This is a genomic window from Haloarcula sp. Atlit-47R (assembly GCF_003665985.1).
Classification (GTDB): Archaea; Halobacteriota; Halobacteria; order Halobacteriales; family Haloarculaceae; genus Haloarcula; species Haloarcula taiwanensis.
On sequence record NZ_QPLQ01000002.1, the window covers coordinates 223,109 to 248,264 of the forward strand.

Below are 25,156 nucleotides of genomic sequence, written 5' to 3' on the forward strand. Positions count from 1 at the left end.
GTCAGTCGTTATCGCGTGTCGTGATAGTCAGCGTGCCGTCGACCCGCCAGCGAGCGTGCTCGGCGTCTTCGCCGGCCTTGCTCGGGACGTCGACTTCCATGTCGTCGAAGTCGTACGTTATTTCCGCATTGCGTCCGGTCAGGCGGTCGTAGAGACCGATTGCGAGGTCTGGCCAGGTTGTCGTCTCCATCGGCGTCTCTGATTCGCTCATGCAGTATCCCATACGTACTCATACATGTTTAAAGTCGACCCCAACAACAGGGGTTCGGCAGAACTGACAGGTTCTGTCAGGGACGCCGCGCGAACGTCAGATAGCCGGTGTGGCCGACGCCGCCGGTCGAGGGGCGGGAGCCGCGGTCGTCGAAGTCCATCTCCCGCTGGATGGTGTCGAGCGTCTCGACGCCGTCGAGGCCGACCTCGGTGGCCGTCTCTACGACCTCGCGCGTGTTCTCTACGAACGGGGAGTACACCGCCAGTGACCCGCCCCGTTCCAGCAGCGTGGGCGTTCGCTCGACCACGGTCGGTGCATCCTCGGTATCAAGGGTCAGCACGTCAAAGCCCGAGAGCTCGTCGAGGTCATCGGTGATGTCGCCGGTCCGGACCTCCACAGTGTCCGCGACGCCCGCGACCGCCATGTTCTGGCGCGCGACCTCCGCGAACTCGGGGTCTTGTTCGTAGGTCACCACGTCCGCGCCGATACGGCCCATGTACGCACTGAGGATGCCTGTTCCGGTACCGGCGTCGAGGACGCGATCTGCCGCTGCCACGCCGGTCTTGCCGACGACCAGCCCCACGTCGCGGGGCATCATCGGCGCGCCAGTGCGTTCGAGGTGGGTGAACAGGTCCGGGCCGCGCAGCCGACGGACGGTGAAGCTGGTCCCCAGATGGGTCTCGACGACATCGCCCGGTTCAACGTCTTCGGGCACCTCCAAAATACCGAGGTCGGATTCGAACCGCTCGCCGGGGTCCAGCAGGTACTCGCGGTCTTCGTGGACGAAGAGGTACGCCACGTTACTCCAGTTGGTCGACCGCGTCCGCGAGGTCGCCGTCGTTGGCTTCGAGCGCCTCTCGCGCGGTGTCCTCGTCGACGCCAGCACGCATGGCGACGAGTTCGACGTCGTCCTCGTCGACGCCGGAATCGTTCTCGGACTCATCAGCGTCGTCGGCCGCGGCCGAGCCCTCACCGGCGTCGAGTTCGCGGCTCTCGGGCTCGCCGACGACCTGGTACGTTTTCTGGCCCTGGGCTTCCATGAGCTGGACCTCCGCGTCGTCGAAGACGAGTTCCTCGTCGGGTGTGCGGATAATTACTTCCTGCGCATCGATGTCCTCCATGTCGATGCCCATCTGTTCCATCATCTGTTTCATCTTGCGCGGGTTCATCCCGCCGCCTCCGCCAAACATACGTAGGACTGGCGGGGCAGGGCAGAAAAGCGTAGCGACCCGGACCCGGACAGGTGTTCGTCACAGGACAGGCCGGCGGACCGGACAAAACCGGCACGCGCACACGGCTTCGTAACGGTTCTAAGGCTCGCCCGTGCATCCCCGCCGTGTCACTGCTGTCTATCTTCGCCACGGCGATCCTCCCGGTCGTCGCCGTCGCTGGGGCCGGCTTCGCACTCGGTCGGGTGAAGGACACCGACCCCGACGCGCTCAACACCATCACGGTGTACGTCCTCGCGCCGGCGCTGGTGGTCCATAGCCTGGCCACGTCGACGCTGGCCGGCGGGACGATTCTGAGCGTCGTCCTCGCTGTCGTGCTGTTTACCACCGCGATGCTCCTCCTCGCGGAAGGCGTCGGCCGTCTGACCGGACACTCCGAACCGCTGCTGGGCGCGTTCGTCCTCGTCTCTATCTTCCCCAACACTGGGAACTACGGCATTCCCCTGGCGGATTTCGCCTTTGGTGCGACAGGACGGAGCACCGCCGTCCTCGTGACCGCGCTGCAGGGCGTGTTGCTCTACACCGTCGGCATCTACATCGCCGCCCGAGGCAGTGCGAGCAGTCCGCTGGCGGATATGCGTCGCGTGTTCGGTGTGCCGCTCGTCTACGCCGTCGTCGTCGCGCTCGGCCTCCGCTGGCTCGGCGCGGTCCCGCCGACGGAGTCGACGGTGATGCAGACGCTGGAACTGCTCGGCAACGCCTCGATTCCGGTGATGTTGCTCATCCTCGGGATACAGCTCTCGAACGTCGACGGGAACAGCGACTTCCAGTCCGTCGGTATCGCCAGCGCATTGAAACTCCTGTTGGCCCCGGTGCTCGCGTTCGCCGCAGTACTTGCCGTCGGGTTCCAGAACCAGACAGTCGCGCGGGTGGTCGTGCTCCTGCTCGCGACGCCAACCGGCGTGACGACCATCATCCTCGTCGGTGCGTTCAGCCACGGGACCGGGGACCGTTCGCCGGGTGAGCTCGTCAGCGCGACGGTGTTCCTGACGACCGTCGCCAGCGCGGTGACAGTCACGCTGCTGGTGTGGCTGCTGCAGTCCGGGCTCGTGTTGTGACTACTCCTCCCAGTATATCCTGATCTCGCCAGCGGTGATGTCAACGAAGTGGTTCGAGCCGCTGCTGACCGCAAACCGGCCGATAGTCCGTTCGAGAGTCCGGCTGGGACCGCCAGCAACCGCGACGGTAATCGTGTACGTCCCGGTCGAACCGATCATCGGGTCGTACTCGACCGAGTCGCCAGCGGCCAGCGTCTCCGTCTCATCGAGGAGCGTCGTTTCGTCGCGTGTGATCGTGAGCGTGACGGTCTGCTCATTGCCCGTGTCGTTGTCGACGACAAACAGGATTGGGTCGTCAGGAGCGGGCGTTACTGTCGGTGTGTCCTGTGATGTTCCAGTCGTCGGTGCTGTCGACTGTGCTGTTGGCGTCGCTGTCGCTGTCGATGGCGTCGAGCCGTTCATCGCCGTGTCGTCACCGGGTGCGACACAGCCGGCGACTGGGGAGAGCGCGAGCGCGGCGAGGAGCGTACGGCGGCGCATATCGCTCGTCCCGACGGGAGCAGCAAATGCTTTCTGTCACACGAGACGGTGTCGAGCAGGGCCGGAGCGTGCCAACTCCAAGGTCGACACGTACCGGGAGGCGCTACAGACTCCGTCTCAGTCCGTTGCGCCCTGCCTGACCTTCACGGCCATCCCCGTCTCGAAGTCGTCCATGCCGCTGCCGGGCAGTTCCGCGCGGCCGACGGCAAGCAGAGAGCCGTCCTCGTGGACGACGAGGGCCTCGTCGCCCGGTCGGAGCGTCGGGTCGGCCGACTGGACGAACTTGGCGAAGGCGTTGCGGCCCTCGCGGATGAACGGCTCGCTCTCGTCGCCGACGACCACGCGGTGTCGCGGCGTGTCGAACGCATCGAGGAGCCGGGTCCCGCCGGCAAGCCCGAGTCGAAAGCGGCCGTCGGCACCGTACGTGGCGATGCGGCCGTCCGTGGCATGGACCTGTCGCGGACGGCCGGAGCTGGTGTGTGTTACGTCGAGGGCGTCAGGGCCTGCGAACAGCGCCGTCCCGCCGCCACCGCCGAACTGGTAGTCGGCCGCACGCCGGAGCCCCCGGAACTCGTCGTCACTCATTGCTCGTGTTCGATGCCGGGTCATAAACCGCCTTTCGGTTCTGTCTGCCCCACTATCCGGCGCAGTTCGAAATGAGATGTGTGCCCGACCGTGGCTGCCCGGACCACGGCCGGCAAAATCGTGTGGCAATGAGAATGCCACTCCCCCCGATCCGTTCCGAATCAACGGTCCAGCCCGACGGGTGACGGCCCCGAACCGGAATGCCATTGGTTCGCTCCGTCAGTCGCCCCGGCCCGAGTACACGGGGCGCGTGCCTCTGTATCCAATCCGTGGTCGGAGGACCGACTACGATGCCTGGAACTGCAGTGGGTCTCCGTCTCGCGCCTGGCTCGTGACGAGCAGCCGCGAGGTGTCTCGACTATCCTCAGCGCGTGGCAACATACCGTCTCTGTGACCCAACTGGTTGGGGGCACTACAAGGGGATGTGTTTGCTGCTTCAGTCATGAAGGTGGGCCGAAATTATCATGCTAGAGCGGCGGCGATATCGCAGAAAAATGTGCATTGCTGCCTTGTGCCATACTTTCCTCCGTCGGTTTTGGGGAAATTTATACCGGATGACTTCTTAGAAACGGGTGATATGGCTACTGACACGCGAAAAGTGATGCTGGGTGCTGCACTGCTGGTGATCAGCACTGTGCTCATCCTTGGTACAGGGGCAATCGACATCGGCATCCCGGCCGCCGCCGGAGCGCTTGCTGCACTGGGACTGGCCGCCGGTGCCCTCCTCGTTGGAACGTCAGAAGACGGTCGCCCGGTCTAACCGCCGATTTTTTCGATAACAACCCAAACACCGTAGCTGTGAGTCTGTCGAGCCACGGGAAGCCGCGGGAGGGCATGTCGCTCGTGGGTGAACCAGCAGTGGTCACAGCGGCAGCCCACATGCTGGCGTAGCTATAGCAGGAACCTGTCGGAATCGGCGCTCATGTCGATAAACCCATCAACGGCCGCTTTGAGGTCTTCGGAGGACGACTCCTCGAAGCCCATCGCTTCGACGCGACAGCCTTCGTGGCGGAGATACCGACAGACACGGGCGAAGTCCCCGTCACCGGTGCAGAGCACTACCGTATCGACGTGGTTCGCCAGCGAGACCGCGTCGAGGCTCATTCCGACATCCCAGTCCGCCTTCTTCGACCCGTCCTGAAATGTCTTGATGTCCTTGATGCGCGTCTCGAAGCCAATGTCGACGAGCGCTTCGAAAAACGTCTCTTCTTCGGGCGAGTCTGCCCGGATGACGTAGGCGATAGCACGAGTCAGTTCGCGGCCGTCAACGGCCTCTTCCAGTAGTGCCTCGTAGTCGATGTTCCGCGAGTAAAGACTCCGGGCAGTGTGGTAGAGGTTTTGCGCGTCGGCCAGTACGGCCACGCGCTGTCCCGGCTGGGAAACTGTCATATCAGGTATTGGCTATCGGCCCGAATATGCTTTCGGGATACAAACGTGAAACAGCGGCGCATTTATGCCCCAACTACCCAGTTGTTGTAGATTCAGCAGTTATACTCGCGGCCCGAATGTATCAATCTACGGACCGGATATACGGTAGTGCAGCCGAACGATTTATTGGGTCAACCGTCTGTCAGTACGTATGGTGACAATTCAACGAATGGTATTTCGTGAGCCAGAGGGGCGGCAGCAGGGTCTCCTCTTCTCACTCTTCTCACTCATCTGCATCCTTGGGTGGGTGTATTTCGGGATTGTACTCGACGGCCCTCACAATATGCTTTTTTTAGGCATCGCGTTCGGACTCTCTGGATTCGCTGAGTTCCTGCCCCCGGACCGACGGCGTGCAGCGGGCGCGCTGCGAACCCTCGGTCTCGGCACCCTCGTTCTCTTCGTGATTCTCCTCGTCTCTGTTCCAGAATCAATCTGGGGTTGAACGCGAGTAATCGGGTTTCAGTAAGATACCTGCCCACTGACCGGTTGTTTCAGACAACAGTGAGATAACTAAACCGTAGTCGCTCCGTCAACGCCCCGATAGCACTTTAGCTGGACCGTGAACGGCGGCAGCGAGAACACAAAAGCTAAGTCGGTCACACGCAGTTACTCGACCATGCGACAACGCCTTCAGTCCGGAACCGCCTCATGGCTCCCCGGTGAGGGCGTCGTCCGCGCAAAGCGCAAGCCAACGTTTTAGTGACTCGTGGCGGACGTGGCGACTCCGTCTCGGGTCAGGTCGTTTGACAACCAACAGCCGGCCGTCTCGGTCGGCCGTCGCACCGTTTCCGACCGGAGAACCGAACCCACAGCGACACTCGACACACAGCAATGACAGCTATCGACTTCCGCGGCGTGTTCCCGGCGATGTGCACGCCGTTTCACCAGGACGGCAGTATTGACTTCGAAACACTCAGAGAGGACGCTCAGCGGCTCGAATCCGCTGGTGTCGACGGCCTCGTTCCTGTCGGCTCGACCGGCGAGTCGGCGACGCTCTCACACGACGAACACATTGAGGTCGTCGAGGCGGTCATCGACGCCGTCGACGACGTGCCAGTCATCGCCGGCTCGGGCTCGAACAACACCAAGGAAGCGCTGGAGCTATCCCGGCGCTCCGCTGAAGCCGGTGCTGATGCTCTGTTGCTTATCTCGCCGTACTACAACAAGCCCGAACAGCAGGGGTTCATCGACCACTACACGACGCTGGCCGACGCCGTCGACTTGCCACAGATCGTCTACAACGTCCCCTCGCGGACGGGCCAGAATATCGAACCCGAGACGGCGGTCGAGCTCGCGTCGCATCCGAACATCCGGGCGTACAAGGCCGCGAGCGGCGACATGAACCAGATTTCAGAGATCATCGAGCGCACCCGGGACGAGGACTTCGCGGTGCTGTCCGGTGACGACGGGATGACGCTGCCGATGCTGTCGGTCGGCGGCACCGGCTGTATCTCCGTCTCGGCCAACATCGAACCGGAGCGCACCTGCGCGATGGTCGGCGCAGCGCTGTCTGGCGACTTCGAGCGCGCCCGCCAGATCCACCACGAACTCGGTCCGCTGTTCCGCGCGATGTTCGTCGAGACCAACCCCATTCCGGTCAAGGAGGCCATGCGGATCCGGGGCTACGGCCCGGCACATCTCCGCTCGCCGCTGACTCGCCTCTCGGACGAACACCTCGACCACCTGCGTGACGTACTCGCCACGCTCGAAACCGAGGATCTCGAAGACGAGTACGCGGAGGCCGAGCGATGACGCGGGTGGCGGTCAACGGCGTCACCGGCCAGATGGGTGGCGCTGTCATCGAGGCCGCCACCGACAGCGAGGTCGTGGTCGGCTTCGCCACCAGCGAGACGGATGCCGTCGAGGGCGTCCCGGTCGTCGACCCGGCCGACGCCGCCACAGCGCTCCGGGAGTACGACGTGGACGTTGTCGTCGACTTCGCCGTCCCCGAGGGCGCGCTGACCGTCGCCGAGGCCTGCGCCGAAACAGGCGTGCCGATGGTCGTCGGGACCACCGGCTTCGACGAGGACGGACTGGCTCGCCTGCAAGACGCAAGCGAGGTGATTCCGCTGCTGAAGGCGACCAATTTCTCGCAGGGGATTCAGGTCCTCCAGCGCCTCGTCAGCGAGGCTGTCGACACGCTCGAGGACTACGACCTCGAACTCATGGAGACCCACCACAACCGTAAGGTCGACGCCCCGTCGGGAACAGCCACCAGTATCCTCGACGTGATTCAGGAAGAGCGCGACGTTGAGCCGGTGTACGGCCGGGAGGGACACGCCCCGCGCGAGGCGGACGAAATCGGCGTGTTCGCCCGCCGTGCCGGCGATGTCCGCGGCGAGCACGAACTCGTGTTGGCCGGTAACGACGAAGTCCTCTCGCTCTCGCATCGGGCCGAAGACCGCGGCGTGTTCGCCGCCGGCGCACTCGATGCGGCGGCGTGGCTCGTCGGCCGTGATGCCGGCTGGTACGCCTTCGGCGACGTTGTAGACGCGTAATACGGGCTACGCTGCACAGTACATATCTAATTATATGGACTAGTACACTGCGATAAATATTAGAAGCATACTTATATGTAGGTCTGTGCGACAATTTCGCATGGCTACGAACCAATCCGTTCGACTCCCCGCGTCTGACTGTCCCCGATGTGCAACCTCGTTCGAAGTAACGGCTCTGCGAATCAGTATGTGCCCGGAGTGCGGCTACATTCCCGGCCACGGGGCCGACTGAAGCGGGATTAGCTCGCGCCGAGGTCCTGGTACCTGGCCGCGAACCGGTTCGGTTGCACTGCTCGCGGTCGACCGCATCGAAACAGAACTGCGAACAGGACGATTACGTGTCGGCGGGCGGCGATACGAGGGTTACAGCTGTTCGAACGTCCACTTCTGGTTGTCACCACCGACGTAGCTGTACTGCTGAACGTTCGCGCCGTCAGACGTTGCGCCTGCCTCGACATCCAGCGCCTTTCCGCTGTGGCGTGCCAGCAGTCGGTAGGTGCCGTCGGCGTTCTCCGTGATGGCCCACTGCTGATTCTCGCCGCCGCTGTACTCGTACTGGTGGACGTTCGCGCCATCGCCGGTCGCAGCCGCCTCGACGTCCAGCGCCTTCCCGCTGTGGACGGCTTCCAGTTTGTAGTAGCCGGTGCCGAGGTCAGTGACGACCCACTGCTGATTCTCACCGCCGCTGTACTCGTACTGGTGGACGTTCGTGCCGTCACTGGTCGAAGCGAACTCGACATCCAGCGCTTTCCCGCTGTTCTCGTTCCGGAGGACGTACGCTTCACCGGAGACGATGTCGTTCGTGTCACTGCCGTCGGACGGGACGATTCGCATCGCGGTCCCGCCGCTTGCGCCCATCGAGAGGGTCACGCTTTCACCTGCGGTCACGTCGTAGTCGCTGATGACGACCGCTGTCGGGTTGTTGTCAACACCAGCCTCGGCAGCGTCGGCGTACTCGGTGACAGTCCAGCCGTCAGTCTGACTCGACAGGAAATCGAGTGAGACGGTTACGTCGCGGGCAGTTCCGTCGGTCATCGCGCCGAGATACCACTCGCTGCCGCTGCGCTTGGCCGTGACAACGTAGTCCCCGACCTGGCCGTCGACAGCGACCGTCTCGTCCCAGCTCACGGGGACGGTCTCGATGAAGTCGAACTCCGGTTCGGTGTCGTAGTTCTCGGCGGCGGCGACGCTGTCGGTGAAGTCGGTGTAGGCAGCCGGGAACGGTGCGCCGGCACCCTGCTCGGTGACGCCGACGGTGTTGAGGTTGAAGCCACCGACATCGTTCGGCCCGAGTTTGATAGCGAGCCTGTTCGTGCCCGCGTCGAGTTGGACCGAGACTGTGTGGATGTCCCAGGTGTCCCAGTACGCGGTGAACGACGGCGTAAGTGTCTGCTCTGTGCTGTTGACGACGAGGGTTGCTTCGGGACTCCCGTTGTTTTGAACCGCTGTCGAATTGTCTTCCTGGTCGGCGGCATAGCGCAAGTGGAGGTCGTAGGTTCCGGCACTGGGGACATCTGTGACGGTGAAACGCACCGTCGCGCCCTCTGGCTCGCGGTTCGGATCGACTGGAACGTAGTGCGCGCCGAAGGCATTGCGCCAGCGGTCGGCAGTAATCATGCCGTTCAGTGTCCCTGATTGGGCCTGGACGAACTCACCGACTCCGAACGACTCGTCGATATATGCCTCCATCCGGTCGGCGGCCATCTGGATGCCGCCCAGATAGTTCGGGTACATCGCGAGCTGTTTGGCGCGCGTGGTCTGAATCTGGTCGCCTTCGCTGTCGTTGAACGTGATGTCGAAGATGCCGGGCTGGTAGCTCGTCGGACCGGCCAGCATCCGGGTAAAGGGGAGAAGGACGTGGTGGTCCCGACCGACGTTCGCACCCAGCGAGTCGAACCCGTCGTACTCCTGCGCCTTGACGACTTCGCGGGCCGCGACGTTCGGGTAGGTCCGGAGTTCCCCGGTTGGCTTGATGCCCTCGTGAATCTCCAGCATTTGCCGGTTCGCGGCGGCCTGCTGGATGACAAAGCGATGGTGGTTGACCGCAGTCTGACAGTGCTGGTTGTGCGACGGGGTCGAGCCGTCGCCATCGAAGCCCAGTCCGGGGTCCGAGACGTAGCCGTTCTTGATAGACCGGATGCCGGCGTTCTCGTAGCCCGAGAAGATGTTGTCGGTGTTGATTTCGTCCTCGTAAGTGACGATGTTTCCGGCCGTCTCGTTGTGCATCGTCATCTCGACGGGGTTCGAGCGGCTTGCACCGTAGTCGGTGACCTCCTGAACGTCGAAATCCGGATAGGATTCGTCGACGGCCATCTCCAGCCCGGTACCGTCCCCGGGGTAGGTGTCCCACCCCTGATTCCACCCTTCGGCGAGCACACTGTCGATGCCGTGCTCGTCGGCGAACTTCATGTACCGCTTCATCCGCTCGGTCCGCGCTCCGTGGACGTATTCGGCGGGGTTGTTGCCGTTGCTCTCGATTTCACTGTCGCTTTTGTACTCCCAGTTGGCGCTGCCTGCGATCATGGTCCACCAGATACCGGTGTACTTCCGGCCACTTTCCAGCCAACTGGTGTCGGCTGTACCGTCCGAATTCGTCGGGAACACGCTCTCATCCAGCGGGTCAGCGAGCAGTGGCACCAGCTGTGATTCGACGAGATCGCCGGGCGAGGTCCCGATCTGGACAGTCCGCCAGGGCGTGACGTGCGGTGCCGACGCCGACACCTTGTTTCCGTCCGGGAGCGGGGCCAGGTCGACGGCCATCTCCTTGCTCCCGCTGTCGGACTGGGAGGCGAGTGCCATCGACGCGTAGTCGTCGAGGTTCGACTCGTGAACGCTGAGATACGTCCCGTCGCCGGCCGCCATCGTCAGCGGGGTGTGTGCACCGGCTCGAACGACGTTGTCGTTGGGACGGATCGTCTTATTCCCGGCCGGAATGTCGCTGAGCGAGCTTTCGGTGTACTCCTGCTCAAAGCGGGGATTGACGTACTCGTTCTCGATCCACCACGCGGTGTAATCGCCGCTGAAATTGAACTCCGTCGTCTCGCTGCTGATGGTGAAGTCGCCGAAGTCGTCGTCGAACGCGACGCGGAAGCCGAGGCCGTCGTTGAACACACGCACTTCGATGTTCGCCGACCGGCCGGGGCTCGCCGTTTCTTCCAGGCCGACCCGGAGATAGCTGTACTCCTCGGAGACTGTCGCGAAATCACCCCATTCCGGCTCCCACGTCTCTGTGGTGGTTCCGCTCTCGCTTCCCGTGACAGTGATGTCCGGTCCAGACCCGCTGACGGCTGTGCCAAAGGCCGCCTGGTCCGCGAACTCGAACCCGATCGGGGACGGAGCGATGTACGTCGTCCCGCCGAACGCAACCTCGTACTGCGGGACGCCCGAGGAGACATCGATAGTCACCGTAATAGTGCTATCTGGAGATGTCACCTGCTGGGTATCGGAAGCGTCACCAGCGGTTACCTGCGCTGCCACCGCATCGGGGACCTCCTTGGAGTACGCTGCGGCTGCCACCAGCCCTGAAAGACCGCTGAGGAAGTCACGCCGATTCACCGAACGATCGTGCCAATCGTCGTCAGTCATCCGGGTTGTAAATTTACAATAATCTTAATAAACTTTTTTCCAGGTCAGCTGACAGTCGTGCATCCTGGCGGTTATGTTACATTAAAACCATTTTCCGACCCCGGCAGTACTGTGCAGAAGCGGTCGCCCCGAGTCGAAACCCCGACAAGTAATACCATCCGAGAAATAGTGACTCTCATGAGCCTCAAAGCCGATATCGACGACCTCTGGCAACGGAAACAGGACGGCCTCTCAGCGGCCGACGCGACCGACGACCACCTCGCCATCCTCGACGAGTTCCTCGCGGCCCTGGAAGCCGGCGAGGTCCGCGCCGCGGAGAAGTCCGGCGGCGAGTGGGAAGCAAACGCCTGGGTCAAGCAGGGTATTCTGCTGAACTTCGGCCTCCGCGAGACGGTGGCCCGCGAGTACGGCGGCGTCGACTACCACGACGTACTGCCGCTGCGCGAGACCGCGGACCTCGGCGAGCGCGGGACCCGCAACACGCCGGACGGGACCGCCATCCGCCGGGGCGCGTACCTCGGCGAGGACTGCATCATGATGTCGCCCTCCTTCGTCAACATCGGGGCCTACGTCGGCGACGGCACGCTCGTCGACTCCTGTGACACCGTCGGTTCCTGCGCCCAGATCGGCGAGAACGTCAAGCTCGGCGCAAACACGCTCATCGGCGGCGTCCTCGAACCGGTCGAGAACGCGCCGGTCATCGTCGAGGACGAAGTATCGCTGGGTGCTGGCTGTCGCGTCACCAGCGGCTTTGTCGTCGGTGAGGGCTCGATTGTCGGCGAGAACACGCTTCTGACACCGCGGATTCCGGTGTACGACCTCGTCGAGGGCGAGGTGCTGTACGGCGAACTCCCGCCGGAGCGGCGCGCATTCCAGCGGTTCGTCGACTCCTCCGTCGGCGAGAACGACCTCATCCCCGGGGGCGCGTACAAGCCCGCTGTCGTGGCGACTGACGTGGAGGAGGAGACGCTGGAAGCGACGGAGCGAGAGGACGCGCTTCGGGAGTAGCGAGGCGCGCGAACGCAGTGAGCGAGCCTCGACGGAACGGTGAGCGAAGCGAACCGTGGAGTAACGGGATGAACGGCGAAGCCGTGAGGCGCGACCGTCGGGAGCGGTTCTCGGTAGACGACGGGCGACCATCGTGAGCCGTGACGTGCCGTATCTGGGTGAGGGTGGGTACCCTCACCGGGCGTGCTGCTGTGGCCATGCGAACAAGCACCGGTTACCGCGGCGTGAACAATCGCCTGTATATTTGGTACCATATTACAAACTTTGTCGCATGAGCCAGGGACACACCGTCTCTCGCGTCTCGGCGGTGGCGAGGTACAGATGGGTCGCTGGCAGTGCAAGCGGGCTGGTCGCCGGCGTCGGCATGGGGTCGTGTTCCACGCGGGGCGAACCTCATGCCGTTCGTCGGGGCGCTGTACGGCTGGCCGACCGTCGTCGGCGGGTGGGTCGTCCACCTGCTGCACAGCGTCTTCGCGGGCCTGTTGTTCGCGTTCGTCGTCTCCCGGCCGGTGTTTCACGGCCAGATTGCATCCGTCGGTGAGAGCGTCGCGGCCGGCGTCGTCTTCGCCGCCGCCATCGGCCTGCTCTCGACGGGACTCCTGCTTCCGGTGTCGATGAGCGCGCTGGGGATCCAGTCGTTTACCGAGCCGCTGGTCCCGCTGCCGGGCCTGCTCGGGAACTTCCTCGTCGTGGCGTCGCCCATCTCGTGTACGGCCTGCTGCTCGGCTAGACCTACACCGCGGTCAGGGCGCGCGACGACCCGGAGCGCGTGGCGAGCGGGGCCTGACAGTGGCCGACGTGCCGTCGGCCGACGGGCACGAAGCCGGCGCGTCGCCGCTTTCGTCGCCGCTGGCCGGCGTCGTTGGGTCTCGAAACGGAACCCTTGTTAGCCGCCGACACCGTTGTTTCCTCAATGACCCACGACTCGCCGCCAGTCCGCCGTCTCGCGGACTGGGACCACGAGCGCCTGGAGGTAGTCGCCGCCGAGTACGGCACGCCGCTGTACGTCGTCGACCTCGACCGGGTCGCAGCAAACTACAAGCGGTTCGCTGCGGCGTTTCCCGACGCCCACGTAATGTACGCCGCGAAGGCCCACACTGGGCAGGCCGTCCTCTCGAAACTGCTCGAAGCCGGGGCCGACATCGAGTGTGCCGCCTGGGGCGAACTCCAGCGGGCCATCGACGCCGGCGCGGACCCGAATACGCTCCAGTACACGGCTGTCAACCCGCCGGATCGCGACCTCGACCGTGCCGTCGAGCTGGCCACCGAGAATCCCGGGCTGACGATTACAGGAGGTGCGCGGGACACCTTCGACCGCCTCGAAGAGCGGGGCTACGACGGACGGGTCGCCATCCGCATCAACCCCGGCATCGGCACGGGCCACCACGAGAAGGTCGCTACCGGCAAGGACGCGAAGTTCGGCATCCCCTACGACGAGGTCCCCGAGGTCGCCGCGGACGTACGCGAACGGTTCGATCTCGTCGGTCTGCATGCCCACGCCGGCAGCGGCGTCCTCCACGACGACCTAGACGACCACTGCCGGGCCATCGGGAAGGTCGCAGACATGGGTCGGGAGGTCATCGCCGACGGCGCGGCGCTAGACTTTGTCGACTTCGGCGGCGGCTTCGGCGTCCCGTACCGCGAGACGACCGAGCCGCTGGACATGGACGTGGTCGGCGAGAAGGTCCGCGAGGCCGTCGGCGATCTCGACGCGCAGGTCAAACTCGAACCCGGCCGCTACGTCGTCGCCGACGCCGAACTGATTCTGACCGAGGTCAACACGATCAAGGAGACGCCCGCGGCGACGGTCGTCGGCGTCGACGCCTCGCTGGCGACGCTCATCCGGCCGGCGATGTTCGGCTCCTACCACCCGATCCGGAACGTCACCGCGCCGGACCGCGAGGCCGAACCGGTGTCCGTGGGCGGCCCCTGCTGTACGAGCGCCGACGTGTTCTGCACTGACCGGCCCGTCGCCCGACCCGAGCGGACCGACCTGCTGGCAATCGGCAACGCCGGCGCATACGGTTACGAACTGGCGAACCAGTTCCACTCCCAGCCCCGGCCAGCGGAGGTCGGCTTCGAGGGCGGCGAGACGCGAGTTGTCAGGAAGCGCGAGACACTGGCGGACGTGACCCGCATGGAACAGTAATGTCGTTCGACATCCCCTCGTTCCACCGGCGGGCCGTCGAAACGCCCTCCCACGAGCGCGTCGACGAGATGCGCTCGCTGCTGGTCGACACGCTGGAAGACGCCGGCGAGTACCCGGAGATAGACGACCTCGGCAACGTCATCGCCTCGCGAGGCGATCCCGACGGGACCCACATCCTCCTCAACACGCACATCGACACCGTGCCGCCGCATCTGCCCTACGAGCGGCGGACGGAGCCGCCGGGGCCGGGCGAAGCCGTCGACGGCACCGGCGGCGACGGTGACGGCGACATCGTCTGTGGCCGCGGGGCCTGTGACGCGAAAGGGCCACTCACGGCCCTGTTGGACGGGTTTCTCACCGTCACGCCCGACGACGGCCGGGTCACGCTGGCGGTTTCGACAGACGAGGAGACCACCCAGACCGGCGGGGCACACCTCGCCGAGACCGTCGACGCCGACGGCTACATCGTCGGCGAGCCGACCGGGCTCGACGTGTGTACGGCCGCCCGCGGGCAGTTCGAGGGGACCGTCACTATCCACGGTGAGAGCGCCCACGCCGCCGACCCCGGCAGCGGGCAGAACGCGATTCGGGCCGCCGCGCCGGTTCTGCAGGCGATGGAGGCATACGATGAAAAGAAAGGGCCAGGTGAACACGAGACGCTCGGCCACCCCATCCTCACGGCGTCGATGATAGAGGGCGGCGAGGCGACCAATCAGGTCCCGGCCGAATGTACCATCACATTCGACCGGCGCAGCGTCCCGCCGGAGACGAGCGAGACCTTCTGTGGCGACCTGCAGGCCCACCTCGAACAGTGGCTTCCGGAGTCCATGGGCCTCACCGTGGACCTCATCCGCCCGGACACGCCGTTCCCCGAGGCGTTTGCGACCGACACCGATGCGGAACTGGTCCGCACACTACAGGACGCCAGCGGCGGCGCAGTTCGGCAGTTCGGGGCCGCGACGGAGGCCTCGTACTTCGCCGAACACGGCCCGACCGTGGTGTTCGGCCCCGGCGACCTGGGCGACGAACTGGGTGCTGTCGCTCACTCGAAACGCGAGTACGTCCGCCTCTCCGATGTGCGAACTGCCGCACGAACCGTGCGGGAGACGGTCGAACGACTTGTCTGAGGCGGCAAATTAGGACCTACGCCGACCGTCGCTGGACGAGGTCAGGGAGCGCTGTCGTCGCGTCTTCGTCTGTCACGCTATCGAACTCTTCGTAGTAGTCTGAAGTAGCCTGAAACGCTGTCGGTTTCAGCGGGACGATGACGTCGTCCGTCCACCGCTGGACCTCCTCAAGCACGTCCGGCGGCGCGACAGGGGCAGCGGCGATAACCTCGTTCGCACCTCCTTTCCGGAGACGCTGGATTGCGACGCGCATCGCCGCACCCGTCGGAATCCCGTCATCGACCAACAACACCCGTTTGCCGGCCACGTCAAGCGGCCCCCACGTCTCGCCGTAGTCGACCGCTCGTGACTCGACAGTGTCGCTCGCGTGAATCTTCGCCTCCTGAATGTACTCCCAGTTCACGTCCAGAAACCGCATCATCGGGCTGTTGATCCACGAGAAGCCACCCGGCGCAACGGCCCCGATAGTCAGTTCTGGATGGTTTGGGGCCCGTATGCGCTGTATTACAATGACGTCCATCGGGAGCCCAGTTTCGTCAGCGACCACGGTGCCGACAGGGACACCGTCCGGTGCGAGCGTGACGACGATATCGGCGACGGCATCCCGCCGGCGCAGCGCAGCCACGAGCTGTTGCGCCGCATCCGAGCGGTCTGTGAACATACCCCATCATATGGAGTCGTACATCCTAATCATTCCGGTCAGTGGTCACCGTGACTGGCGGGTGAGCAGTCAGTGGCGTTCTCGGGCTCAGTCCTGCGGTGCCGGCTGGTCTGACTCCGGCCCAAGGTCTAGCGTCTCATCGACCTGTGTGTACGTCAGGACGAGTCCAACGAACGCGAGCGCGGCCCCGGCGGTGAAGGGCGTGCTGAACGAGCCGACGTTGTACAGCAGGCCCGACGCCAGCGGCCCGATAGCGACGCCGAGGCCGAACGCCATCGTCAGGACCGACAGCGTCGTTCCGGACCCGCGTGCGCCGGCCAGATCACCGGCAAGGGCAAGGGACGGAGCGAACACGAGCGCGACGGCGATGCCCTGAACGAACCGCGCCAGGAGCATGCTCCACGGTCCTGTCACGACACCCTGTGCAAACACCGACGGAACAAGGATGACGAACCCGGCGACGATGAACGGTCGCCGACCGAACCGGTCGCTCGCTCGGCCGATGGGGACCTGAAAGACGACGTTCGCGATGACGACGGCAGCAAACTGGACGCTGAAGAACAGCGTCGACTCGTCCAGTCGCATCCGAATCGGGCCTTCGAGGGTGGCAAACAGCGCGATAGTGGATGCCATCATGAACGTGCCGACGCCGAGGACGAACACCGAATCCAGCCCCTCGCCTTCCCGGTCGAAGACGGCTATCGAGAGGTCCTTGCCCGCGTCGGCCTCGAACGGCGGGTCCCGAATCAGCGCCCAGACGAGGGCAAAGCTCACAACAGCGCCCAGTACGGCGATAGCGAAGGCGGCGGTGAAGCCAGATACCGCAGTGCCGGCGATTCGGTAGGTCACCACGTCGTTCGCCGCGAGTCCGCCGGTGATGACGACACCGGCGATAATCGGTCCGAAGCCAAAGCCGATGAGCCGAAAAGTGTTGAACACGCCGAAGTTCCCGCCGCGCTCGGCGTCACTCGCCGCGTAGTCGTTGACCAGTGCGACCGTCGCCGGAATCGTAAAGGCTGCACCGAGGCCCTGGAACGCCCGCGCGGCAAGCACCGTCCAGTACGAGGAGAGGAACGGGTAGGCCGCGCTACCGATGGCGAACAGCACCAGTCCGGTGAGGACGAACACCCGGCGCTTGCCGGTTCGGTCCGAGAGCCGCCCGGTGACGGGCTGGCCGAAGCTATTCAGCAGGCCAAACAGAGACAACACCAGCCCGATGAGCGTCTCTGTCTGGAGCGTGAATCCGAATATCTGCTGGCCGGCAATGCCGGCGAGAGACACTTGACCACTGGCGATGTACAGGGGGAGGACGATGATGAGAAACGAGTTGCCGAGCGCGTCTGCCATCCGGGCGAACGCCAGCGTCAGGACCCGCGTGCCAGTGCCGAGAACCATCTATCACTGACGAAGGCGGCCACACTCGTGATAGTTGCGTTCGCCGCGATGGGACGTGACAACATGAAAACGGCGGCAGAGTAGCGATTCTCAGCTGTCGTCGGCCTGCTGCTCCGCGATGCCAGTGTAGTCGGTCGGCGTCAGCGCTTCCAGTTCCGCCCGCACGTCGTCGCTCACGTCGAGGTCCGCGAACATGTCGTGGAAGTCCTCGATGGTAACCTCCCGGCCCCGTGTTGCCTTTTTGACCTGCTCGTAGGCGTCGGCGTACCCCTCGCGCCGGAGGATCGTCTGGACAGCCTCGCCGATGATTTCCGGCGTGGCCGCGAGGTCGTCGGCCATCACCTGCTCGTTGGGGACGACCTTCGCCAGCCCGTTCTGGCACTTACTGTAGCCGATGAGACAGTGGGCGAAGGCGGCCCCGATGTTGCGCTTGACCGTCGAGTCCGAGAGGTCCCGCTGGAGCCGGGAGTTCGTGACGTAGTCCCCGAGGAACACGAGATCGGAGTTCGCCTTCGAGAGATTCCCCTCGCTGTTCTCGAAGTCGATGGGATTGACCTTGTGGGGCATCGTCGAGGACCCCGTTTCGCCCTCGACGGCCTCCTGCCCGAGGTAGCGGTCCGAGACGTACAGCCACACGTCGAGGTCGAGGTCCAGCAGGACGTTGTTCGCGCCACGGAGGGTGTCGAACAGGACCGCGAGGTCGTCACAGGGGTTGACCTGCGTCGTCAGCGGCTCGTGTTCCAGGCCGAGGTCGGCGACGAAGTCCTCGGCGAACGCCGGCCAGTCCACGTCGGGGTAGGCGGCGACGTGGGCCGCGTAGGTCCCCGACGCGCCAGCCAGTTTCCCGGAAAGACCCTCTGCAGCGCGTTCGACGCGGGTGATAGCCCGCCCCAGTCGGGAGGCGTAGACAGCCATCTCCTTGCCGAAGGTCGTCGGCGTCGCGGGCTGGCCGTGCGTGCGGGCCAGCATCGGCACGTCGGCGTAGGTGTGGGCCATCTCCACGAGCGCGTCCCGAATCTCGCGGAGTTCCGGGACGAGCACGTCCTCGGCGGCGGGCTTGACGAGCAGCCGCTGGGCGAGGTTGTTCACGTCCTCGCTGGTCAGCCCGAAGTGAATCCAGTTGTCGGCGTCCAGCCCCTCTGGCATGCCCAGCCGGATGAAGTACTCGATGGCCTTCACGTCGTGGTTGGTCGCCGCGTACTCGCCGTACCCTTCCGTCTCCAGTTGCTTGACGACGGCGGCGTCCTCGTCGTCGAACTCCTCGTACAGCGCCCGGAGCGTCGCGCGCTGGTCGTCGTCGATGGAAAGCGGCGTGGCGTCGAGGTCCGCGAGCGCGATGAGATACTCGACTTCGACTTCCACGCGGGCGGACATCAGCGCCCGCTCGCTGGCGTACGGGACGAGCGGTTCGGTGTAGCGGGCGTATCGGCCGTCGAGCGGCGAGACGGCGGCCAGTGGCCCTCTGTCGGTCATACCCGAGTGTGCGCGGGAGGCGCGAAAAAGCGTGTCGTTCTCCTGCAACCGTGACGCGCTGCGGCAGCGACGCGTGACGGCGAAAAAGAGAGAGTCGGGGTTCGGGTGAGGGGGCAGTCGCGCCGTCAGTTGCTGAACTCGTTACAGACCGGGATACCGACCGTGTTGTAGTCGCTCATCGCGGCCAGCTCGTCGGGCACCTGATGGATATCCACCGTGTCCTCGACCAGCGCGGTCGGGTCGAGTTTGCTCGATTCGACCATATCGAGCATTTCGCTGTACCGCGACGGCTGGAGGCCGAGCGACCCTTTGAAGTCGATTTCTTTGGCGACGAACTCGTCGGTCGGGAGCGGCACCATCCCCTCCTCCTCGCTGGTAGTGAGTCCGATCTGGACGTGCGTACCGCCTTTCCGGAGCGAGTTCACCGCGTTCTGACACGTCGTTGCAATACCGAGGGCATCTGCGGATACGTCGGCCCCGCCGTCAGTGATATCTCTGACCTCTTTCGCGGGGTCATCGACCTCCTGTGCGTTGACAGTGGCGACAGCGCCGAGGTCTTCCGCGCGCTCCAGTTTCTCGTCCATCAGGTCCACCCCGATGACGTTGCCGCCGAGGGCGTTCGCGATGTGAACCGCCGAGAGCCCGATGCCGCCGCAGCCGTGGATAACCACGTCGTCGCCGGCACTGACCGGTGCGCGGTGGGCCATCGCGTGGAACGAGGTCATGAACCGACAGCCCATCCCGGCGGCCGACTCGGCGTCGATACCGTCCGGGAGCGGAACGGCGTTGAGGTCGGCGTTGGGAATGTGGACCTCCTCGGCGAATGCGCCGGGGGCCTGATTCATGAATCCGAGACCGATGTGGTTCTCACAGATGTTTTCGCGTCCGTTCCGACAGAGGTCACAGCTCCCGCAGGCGAAGTTGAACGGGATCGCGACCTCCTGTCCTTCCTCGATGTTTTCGACGTTCTCGCCGACAGAGACGATTCGGCCTGTCGGCTCGTGACCGAGGACGTGTGGCGGGTCAGGCCGGTAGCCGAACCAGTCCCAGTCCCCCTGCCAGCAGTGCCAGTCGGACCGACAGATACCACAGCCGATGACCTCTGCGACAGCGCCGTCCGGCTCCGGCTCGGGGCGGTCGACGTCCTGTACTGTTAGCGGCTCCTGAAACTCTTCTAGTAGTACTGCCTGCATTACAGTATTAACATTGGGTATCTTACTAATGAACATTATGGTTTTAAACTACATAACTAACGTGCGACGGAGCTACTGAAGCGCCAGTTTTGAGGAATATAGTGCTCTATAAATAAGTCTAATTTCCGTTTACTTCTACGCATACAACGGCCAGCTCCGATACAACGTGTCAGGAGTTTCGACGGTCGCTCACGCCGAAATACCTTCGAGAGAGTGAGGACCTGGTCCCACTAGCGGGTAAGCTTCAACTCAGCCAGCCGTAGTCGCCATCGGCATCGCCAAAGCGGCCGTCCGGCGGATCGAAGCGGTAGAGGTCCTGTCCGAGTGCGACCCACGCGAGGCCGTATGCAGTTGCCGTCGCAGGCTGGACCTCGAATCCGAGGAACGCGATAGTCCCGAGGCCCAGCGCCACGCCAAGCCACGGCGGCTGAATCCGCGTCCTGACGAGACCGGCGGCGACCAGCAGTGACCCGCTGACCAGCACGAGCACGCCGATCCCGATGATTGCCTCGCCGTCGCCGGAGAGGAGACGGACCAGCTGCCCGGCCGCGAAGACGAGACCGCCGAGGCCGCCGGCCCACGCGCCGACGGTCCCGGGTCGTTTCATCCGTGCACCGTAGAAGTCCTCGATGGCATAGTGGCCGGCCACGACGCCGAGTGCGGAGACGATGGTTCCAGCGATAATCGGCAGGCTCGTGGCTGTCTGGCCGGTCGCGGACAGCGCCGCGGCCCAGCCGATCCAGACGATACCGCCAACGGCAGCGACCGCGCCAGCGCGCTGACACCGAAGCTTCGCCATACGGGCGAGTTGGCGGCGGGCTACAAATGCGCACCGGACCGATAGACACCGACACCATGGACATAAATAGCGTGGCTCGGTCGCATACCACAATATTCCGAAGGGGGTTTCGCAACAACTTTGCACCGGCCGGTCCGTCGGTCGCACATGAAACTCGCCGGTATGGCCAGCAACCGCGGCCGGAACCTCATGAACATCGCGGACCGCGCCCCGGGTGGGGCGTCCTTCGCTGTCGTTCTGACGAACGACGCGGACGCGCCAGTACTGGAAGCAGCAGCCGAGCGCGGCATCCCAACCGAGGTCGTCGAGCGCGACGGTGACGAGTCGCGCCAGTCCCACGAAGAGCGCGTTCTCGACGCGCTCTCGGAGTACGACTTCGACCTCGTCACGCTGGACGGCTACATGCGCGTCCTCAGCGAGACGTTCCTGGACGAGACACCGACCGCGTTGAACATCCACCCGAGTCTCCTGCCGAACTTCACCGGAGCGAACGCACACGAACAGGTCCTTGACGCCGGTGTGAAGGTGACGGGCTGTACCGTCCACGTCCTCGACGAGAGCGTCGACGGCGGCCCCATCGTCACGCAGGAACCCATTCCCGTCTTCGAAGGTGACGACGAGGACAGCCTCAAAGAGCGCGTGCTCTACGAGGGTGAGTTCACCGCCTACCCCCGGGTCATCGAGTGGTTCGCGGAGGGCCGCGTCAGTATCGACTGGGACGAGGGCACGGTCTCAGTCGAGGGCGACGACGGCGGCGACTTCCCCGCCCGCCGCGTCGTCTCAGACGATCTCGCCGCGAGCCTGCGCTACGGGGAGAACCCACATCAGGACGCCGCGCTGTACACTGATACGACCGTCTCAGAAGCCAGCGTCGTCCACGCCGACCAGCTCAACGAGGGCGCGAAGGCGCTGTCGTACAACAACTACAACGACGCTGACGGTGCCTTGAACCTCATCAAGGAGTTCGAGGAGCCCGCCGCGGCGGTCATCAAGCACACCAACCCGGCCGGCTGTGCGACGGCTGACTCCGTGGCCGACGCCTACGCGAAGGCGCTGTCGACGGACCCAATGAGCGCTTTTGGAGGTATTGTCGCGCTGAACCGCGAATGCGATGCCGCCACCGCCGAGCAGATTATCGACTCCTTCAAGGAAGTCGTCGTCGCGCCCGGCTACACCGACGCCGCGCTAGACGTCCTCTTCGAGAAGGAGAATCTCCGGGTTCTTGACGTGAACGACAACTTCGAGGTTACGGACACGCTGACTGAGAAGCCCCTCGTCGGGGGTCGACTGGTCCAGGAGCGTGACACCCAGCACCTCTCGGCTGACGACCTCGAAGTCGTCACCGAGCGCGAGCCGACCGACGAGCAGATCGAGTCGATGCTGTTCGCCTGGCACACGCTCAAACACGTCAAATCGAACGGCATCCTCTTCGCCGACGGGACGGAGACGGTCGGCATCGGCATGGGGCAGGTCTCCCGTGTCGACGCCGTCCGACTCGCCGCGATGAAAGCCGACGAACACGCCGAAGGGAAAGACGCGGACGGAGCGGTGATGGCCTCCGACGCCTTCTTCCCCTTCCCTGACGGTATCGAAGAGGCCGCCGACGCCGGTATCGAGGCGGTTATCCAGCCCGGCGGCTCGAAGAACGACGAGAGCGTCATCGAGGCCGCGGACGAACGCGACATGGCGATGGTGTTCACCGGTCAGCGGTCGTTCAGACACGACTGACCAAGAGAAACGAGTGTCTGAACCTCAGTGACAAGTACTGCAAGGCTATCGGCGGCTCACGGCTGAGGGCGGACTTTTTATGATGTGTCGCCGGGCTGACTGTCGGCAACGAAAGAGGTTTCATACCGGCTATTGAACGGGCGACTGATGGCAGACAACGACGACAGGGAGGAGGCTGTCCGCGATGCCGTGGACGTCTCTCGAAGCGGTGCGCCGGCAGGTGGCAGCGTCATCCGTGACCGGTTCTCCGCCGACGAAATCTTCCAGCGTATCATCGTCGCGGCCGACGAGGAGGTGACGTCCGGAACCCGGGAGCTCTTTTTCAGCGGACTCGCCGGCGGCTTCGCTATCACAGTGACGTTCCTGCTGTACGCGTCGCTGTACGGCACGACCGGTGGCGACCCGATACTAAGTGCGCTGCTGTACCCACTCGGGTTCATATTTATTATTCTCGGGGATTACCAGCTGTACACCGAGAACACGCTCCCGCCGGTCGCGCTCGTCCTCGAGCGGCTATCGAGCCTCCCGTCGCTGCTTCGCATCTGGGGTGTCGTGTTGCTTTCAAACGTCTTCGGCGGCATGCTCGGCGCACTCGCACTGGCGACGACGAACGTTCTCTCCGCCGACGCGGCGGCGGCCGCCGCCGGCTTCGCGGAGAAGGCCATCGAGACATCCCAGATAACACTGTTCTCGAAGGCGGTGTTTGCCGGCCTCATCGTCGCTGGCGTCGTCTGGGTCGACTACTCGCTACGGGACAGCATCTCGCGGCTCATGTTGATCTACATCTCGTTCCTTGCGATCCCGTTTGGAAACCTCTACCACGTTGTCGTCTCTGCGACGGAGATGTTCTACCTGGTGTTCATCGGCGAACTGGCACTGTCCGTCGGTCTCTGGCAGTTCGTCCTGCCGGTACTCATCGGTAACTCCGTCGGTGGTGTCGTCCTCGTGACCGTCGTCAACTACTTCCACACGACCGAGCGACGACTCGAAACGGCGCGGGATGAAGGGTCCAAGCGCCAGCTCACTATCCGGGAGTGGATATGGGGCGGATGGTCCGCCTCTGGCCGCTCGTACGTGCCGGCAACTGAGGAGATCCCCCGAAGCGATCCGGAATCGCGAGAGAACGAGCGCTGACACAAACCATTTCAACGCCCTCCGGCTATCGTATGTGTGAACTGGGTGAGAGATAACCGCCTGCTGCTTCTGTTTGCCGCTGTCGTTCTGACGACACTGGGGGCTGTCGGGCTGGGAATCGTCGGTGTCGTCGCGACAGTCGGAGCGCTTCTCGGCGGCGGCGCGGTTGTCCAGACCGTCGCCGGATTCTTGCTTGGCACACTGTTACTTGTGGGTGTCGACATCGTTTTTTCAGTCGCGCTGGTCCGTGCGCTGGCCCGGCGGGCGTCGGTGCCGAAGAGCCAGCGCGTCGCTGATGGACTCGCCCGTCTCGAAGCCGTCGTCCCACCGCTCGCGTCGTTCAGTCTCTCGGACGTGTTCGCGCCGCCGGAGCCGACCGTCGAGGAGCGACACGAGGCGTTGACGCGCCGGTACGTCGAGGGGGAACTCTCTGAGGCCGAATACGAACGGGAACTGCGGACGCTTCTCGACGAAGACGAGGACCCGGGGAGGGAACCGCAAGACGCCGCCGGTATCGAAACCGACCTATCGCGGACCACGGCGACCGATGCCGAGTACGAACCGGCCCGGGAATAATACTGAGCGGGTTTTACATGCTCGCCCGACGACTGGTCGAATATGGACACACCTACGTTTCTCGAAGTCGAGGTGGAGCGGGACGCCGTCGCCTCGGTGCTCGACGCCGTCCCCGGCGTCGCTGTTGTCGACGACGCCACTGCTGTCCCCGTATCTGGACTGGAAGGGCCGGATGGAGCCGAGGATTCCGGTCCCAGTCTCACGGACCGTCTCGGGTCGCTATGGCGACAGTGGGGGCTGCTCGGCACTGGGGTGTCGCTTATCGCGCTCGGCGCAGCGACGGCCGGGCTCTGGTGGTACCGCCGCCGAAATGCCGATGAAACTGCTGTCGAGAGCACCGATGAGGACACGTCGGGATGGGCCGCGGAACGTGCAAGCGAGACGCCACCACCGGCTGAGCCGACCGTCGACACGCCATCGCCGGTCGACACGGAGTTCGAGCCGCCAGCAGCGGTCGCAGAAGCCGAGGACACGCCGACTCCGGAGACACAGGAAACTGCGCTGGCCGGAGAGGAGCCACAGACGGAGTCCGGGTACCGGCAGCAGTACAGCGAGGAAGAGACCGAGCCGGCTGGCGTCACCGGCCCGGAGACCCAGACACCAGCGGAGGGGGAGCCAGAGGAGACGGACACGGCAGACCGACCAGGTGCGAAGATCGACCCGGCACCGCTGCTGGGTGCCGCGTTCCTGATTCTGTCGAGCGCGCTCGGTCGGTGGGCCACGCGCGACCGGAGCGAACAGGCGTAATTGTCGCTGCGAGGCCGTGGCGCTAGTCTGGGAAGCGGGCGTTCGGGGCGTCTTCGCGCCGGAGACACGCAACAGTCCGACAGGCTAAAGCG

The 25,156-nt window shown here is 64.4% G+C and carries 26 protein-coding genes; 13 read left to right on the forward strand and 13 right to left on the reverse strand.

Annotation, left to right across the window (positions count from 1 at the left end; genetic code table 11):
* Position 1: 1 nt before the first annotated feature.
* From DVK00_RS08835 to DVK00_RS08845, 3 genes are all read right to left on the reverse strand, one after another.
* On the reverse strand, positions 2 to 211 hold the full coding sequence (locus DVK00_RS08835; RefSeq protein WP_004962941.1) for a hypothetical protein: 210 nt from the start codon (positions 209 to 211) through the stop codon (positions 2 to 4).
* Between the two features lie 76 nt (positions 212 to 287).
* Positions 288 to 1,010: a methyltransferase domain-containing protein gene (locus tag DVK00_RS08840; protein ID WP_121577598.1), complete on the reverse strand. Its 723-nt coding sequence runs from the start codon at positions 1,008 to 1,010 to the stop codon at positions 288 to 290.
* A gap of 1 nt (position 1,011) precedes the next feature.
* On the reverse strand, positions 1,012 to 1,401 hold the full coding sequence (locus DVK00_RS08845; RefSeq protein WP_101349610.1) for a nascent polypeptide-associated complex protein: 390 nt from the start codon (positions 1,399 to 1,401) through the stop codon (positions 1,012 to 1,014).
* 146 nt (positions 1,402 to 1,547) lie between these two features.
* Between DVK00_RS08845 and DVK00_RS08850 the strand changes: the two genes are divergently transcribed.
* Positions 1,548 to 2,498 carry an AEC family transporter gene (locus DVK00_RS08850; protein ID WP_101349609.1) on the forward strand — a complete coding sequence of 317 codons (951 nt, stop codon included), beginning with the start codon at positions 1,548 to 1,550 and terminating at the stop codon, positions 2,496 to 2,498.
* Here DVK00_RS08850 and DVK00_RS08855 read toward each other — a convergent pair whose 3' ends face one another.
* Both DVK00_RS08855 and DVK00_RS08860 read right to left on the reverse strand, forming a co-directional pair.
* The gene (locus DVK00_RS08855) at positions 2,499 to 2,978 is read right to left on the reverse strand and encodes a hypothetical protein (protein ID WP_121536635.1); all 480 of its coding nucleotides are present in this window, start codon (positions 2,976 to 2,978) and stop codon (positions 2,499 to 2,501) included.
* Positions 2,979 to 3,095: 117 nt separating this feature from the next.
* Entirely contained in the window at positions 3,096 to 3,563 is a 468-nt protein-coding gene (locus tag DVK00_RS08860; RefSeq protein WP_101349607.1) for a PUA domain-containing protein, read from the reverse strand.
* A 577-nt stretch (positions 3,564 to 4,140) separates the two neighbouring features.
* Between DVK00_RS08860 and DVK00_RS08865 the strand changes: the two genes are divergently transcribed.
* Positions 4,141 to 4,323, forward strand: coding sequence for a hypothetical protein (locus DVK00_RS08865; RefSeq protein WP_053968535.1), 183 nt, complete (start codon positions 4,141 to 4,143; stop codon positions 4,321 to 4,323).
* A 131-nt stretch (positions 4,324 to 4,454) separates the two neighbouring features.
* On the opposite strand, the gene DVK00_RS08870 is transcribed toward DVK00_RS08865, so the two are convergent.
* On the reverse strand, positions 4,455 to 4,952 hold the full coding sequence (locus DVK00_RS08870) for an NYN domain-containing protein (RefSeq protein WP_053968536.1): 498 nt from the start codon (positions 4,950 to 4,952) through the stop codon (positions 4,455 to 4,457).
* Between the two features lie 190 nt (positions 4,953 to 5,142).
* Here DVK00_RS08870 and DVK00_RS08875 point away from each other — a divergent pair, with 190 nt between their 5' ends.
* The 3 genes from DVK00_RS08875 to dapB all read left to right on the forward strand — a co-directional run bounded on the left by DVK00_RS08875 (position 5,143) and on the right by dapB (position 7,489).
* Positions 5,143 to 5,433 (forward strand): hypothetical protein, encoded by a 291-nt coding sequence (locus DVK00_RS08875; protein WP_233560778.1) that lies wholly within the window; start codon positions 5,143 to 5,145, stop codon positions 5,431 to 5,433.
* Between the two features lie 389 nt (positions 5,434 to 5,822).
* Positions 5,823 to 6,743 carry a 4-hydroxy-tetrahydrodipicolinate synthase gene (gene dapA / locus DVK00_RS08880; RefSeq protein ID WP_101349606.1) on the forward strand — a complete coding sequence of 307 codons (921 nt, stop codon included), beginning with the start codon at positions 5,823 to 5,825 and terminating at the stop codon, positions 6,741 to 6,743.
* Complete coding sequence (dapB, locus tag DVK00_RS08885; protein ID WP_101349605.1) at positions 6,740 to 7,489, forward strand: 4-hydroxy-tetrahydrodipicolinate reductase; 750 nt, start codon at positions 6,740 to 6,742, stop codon at positions 7,487 to 7,489. The genes dapA and dapB overlap by 4 nt, the downstream gene beginning before the upstream one ends.
* Before the next feature lie 363 nt (positions 7,490 to 7,852).
* Here dapB and DVK00_RS08890 read toward each other — a convergent pair whose 3' ends face one another.
* A complete protein-coding gene (locus tag DVK00_RS08890; RefSeq protein ID WP_101349604.1) occupies positions 7,853 to 11,074 on the reverse strand; it encodes a glycoside hydrolase family 97 catalytic domain-containing protein in 3,222 nt (1,073 codons plus the stop codon).
* Positions 11,075 to 11,251: 177 nt separating this feature from the next.
* Here DVK00_RS08890 and DVK00_RS08895 point away from each other — a divergent pair, with 177 nt between their 5' ends.
* Entirely contained in the window at positions 11,252 to 12,082 is an 831-nt protein-coding gene (locus tag DVK00_RS08895; protein ID WP_121536629.1) for a 2,3,4,5-tetrahydropyridine-2,6-dicarboxylate N-succinyltransferase, read from the forward strand.
* A gap of 255 nt (positions 12,083 to 12,337) precedes the next feature.
* Here the strand turns inward: DVK00_RS08895 and DVK00_RS22235 are convergent, their stop codons facing one another.
* Complete coding sequence (locus DVK00_RS22235; protein WP_255410215.1) at positions 12,338 to 12,463, reverse strand: hypothetical protein; 126 nt, start codon at positions 12,461 to 12,463, stop codon at positions 12,338 to 12,340.
* A 14-nt stretch (positions 12,464 to 12,477) separates the two neighbouring features.
* Between DVK00_RS22235 and DVK00_RS08900 the strand changes: the two genes are divergently transcribed.
* The 3 genes from DVK00_RS08900 to DVK00_RS08910 are packed head-to-tail and all read left to right on the forward strand — an operon-like array spanning position 12,478 to position 15,358.
* Positions 12,478 to 12,972 carry a hypothetical protein gene (locus DVK00_RS08900; RefSeq protein WP_233560779.1) on the forward strand — a complete coding sequence of 165 codons (495 nt, stop codon included), beginning with the start codon at positions 12,478 to 12,480 and terminating at the stop codon, positions 12,970 to 12,972.
* A gap of 23 nt (positions 12,973 to 12,995) precedes the next feature.
* The gene (lysA, locus tag DVK00_RS08905; RefSeq protein WP_121510974.1) at positions 12,996 to 14,231 is read left to right on the forward strand and encodes a diaminopimelate decarboxylase; all 1,236 of its coding nucleotides are present in this window, start codon (positions 12,996 to 12,998) and stop codon (positions 14,229 to 14,231) included.
* Positions 14,231 to 15,358: a M20 family metallopeptidase gene (locus DVK00_RS08910; RefSeq protein WP_121577599.1), complete on the forward strand. Its 1,128-nt coding sequence runs from the start codon at positions 14,231 to 14,233 to the stop codon at positions 15,356 to 15,358. Before lysA ends, DVK00_RS08910 begins: the two co-directional genes overlap by 1 nt.
* A 16-nt stretch (positions 15,359 to 15,374) precedes the next feature.
* On the opposite strand, the gene DVK00_RS08915 is transcribed toward DVK00_RS08910, so the two are convergent.
* From DVK00_RS08915 to DVK00_RS08935, 5 genes are all read right to left on the reverse strand, one after another.
* The gene (locus tag DVK00_RS08915) at positions 15,375 to 16,019 is read right to left on the reverse strand and encodes a phosphoribosyltransferase (RefSeq protein ID WP_121577600.1); all 645 of its coding nucleotides are present in this window, start codon (positions 16,017 to 16,019) and stop codon (positions 15,375 to 15,377) included.
* An 87-nt stretch (positions 16,020 to 16,106) separates the two neighbouring features.
* Positions 16,107 to 17,414 carry an MFS transporter gene (locus DVK00_RS08920; protein ID WP_121577601.1) on the reverse strand — a complete coding sequence of 436 codons (1,308 nt, stop codon included), beginning with the start codon at positions 17,412 to 17,414 and terminating at the stop codon, positions 16,107 to 16,109.
* A gap of 90 nt (positions 17,415 to 17,504) precedes the next feature.
* On the reverse strand, positions 17,505 to 18,887 hold the full coding sequence (gene purB / locus DVK00_RS08925) for an adenylosuccinate lyase (protein WP_121577602.1): 1,383 nt from the start codon (positions 18,885 to 18,887) through the stop codon (positions 17,505 to 17,507).
* Between the two features lie 125 nt (positions 18,888 to 19,012).
* On the reverse strand, positions 19,013 to 20,080 hold the full coding sequence (locus DVK00_RS08930; RefSeq protein ID WP_101349597.1) for a zinc-dependent alcohol dehydrogenase family protein: 1,068 nt from the start codon (positions 20,078 to 20,080) through the stop codon (positions 19,013 to 19,015).
* Between the two features lie 244 nt (positions 20,081 to 20,324).
* A complete protein-coding gene (locus DVK00_RS08935; protein WP_121577603.1) occupies positions 20,325 to 20,879 on the reverse strand; it encodes a hypothetical protein in 555 nt (184 codons plus the stop codon).
* A gap of 147 nt (positions 20,880 to 21,026) precedes the next feature.
* Between DVK00_RS08935 and purH the strand changes: the two genes are divergently transcribed.
* The 4 genes from purH (at position 21,027) to DVK00_RS08955 (ending at position 25,064) form a co-directional block, all read left to right on the forward strand.
* Positions 21,027 to 22,607: a bifunctional phosphoribosylaminoimidazolecarboxamide formyltransferase/IMP cyclohydrolase gene (gene purH / locus DVK00_RS08940; RefSeq protein ID WP_121577604.1), complete on the forward strand. Its 1,581-nt coding sequence runs from the start codon at positions 21,027 to 21,029 to the stop codon at positions 22,605 to 22,607.
* A 147-nt stretch (positions 22,608 to 22,754) separates the two neighbouring features.
* On the forward strand, positions 22,755 to 23,741 hold the full coding sequence (locus DVK00_RS08945; RefSeq protein WP_101349594.1) for a formate/nitrite transporter family protein: 987 nt from the start codon (positions 22,755 to 22,757) through the stop codon (positions 23,739 to 23,741).
* A gap of 36 nt (positions 23,742 to 23,777) precedes the next feature.
* Positions 23,778 to 24,317 (forward strand): SHOCT domain-containing protein, encoded by a 540-nt coding sequence (locus tag DVK00_RS08950; RefSeq protein ID WP_121577605.1) that lies wholly within the window; start codon positions 23,778 to 23,780, stop codon positions 24,315 to 24,317.
* Between the two features lie 42 nt (positions 24,318 to 24,359).
* Complete coding sequence (locus tag DVK00_RS08955) at positions 24,360 to 25,064, forward strand: hypothetical protein (protein ID WP_101349592.1); 705 nt, start codon at positions 24,360 to 24,362, stop codon at positions 25,062 to 25,064.
* The last annotated feature ends 92 nt before the right edge of the window (positions 25,065 to 25,156 follow it).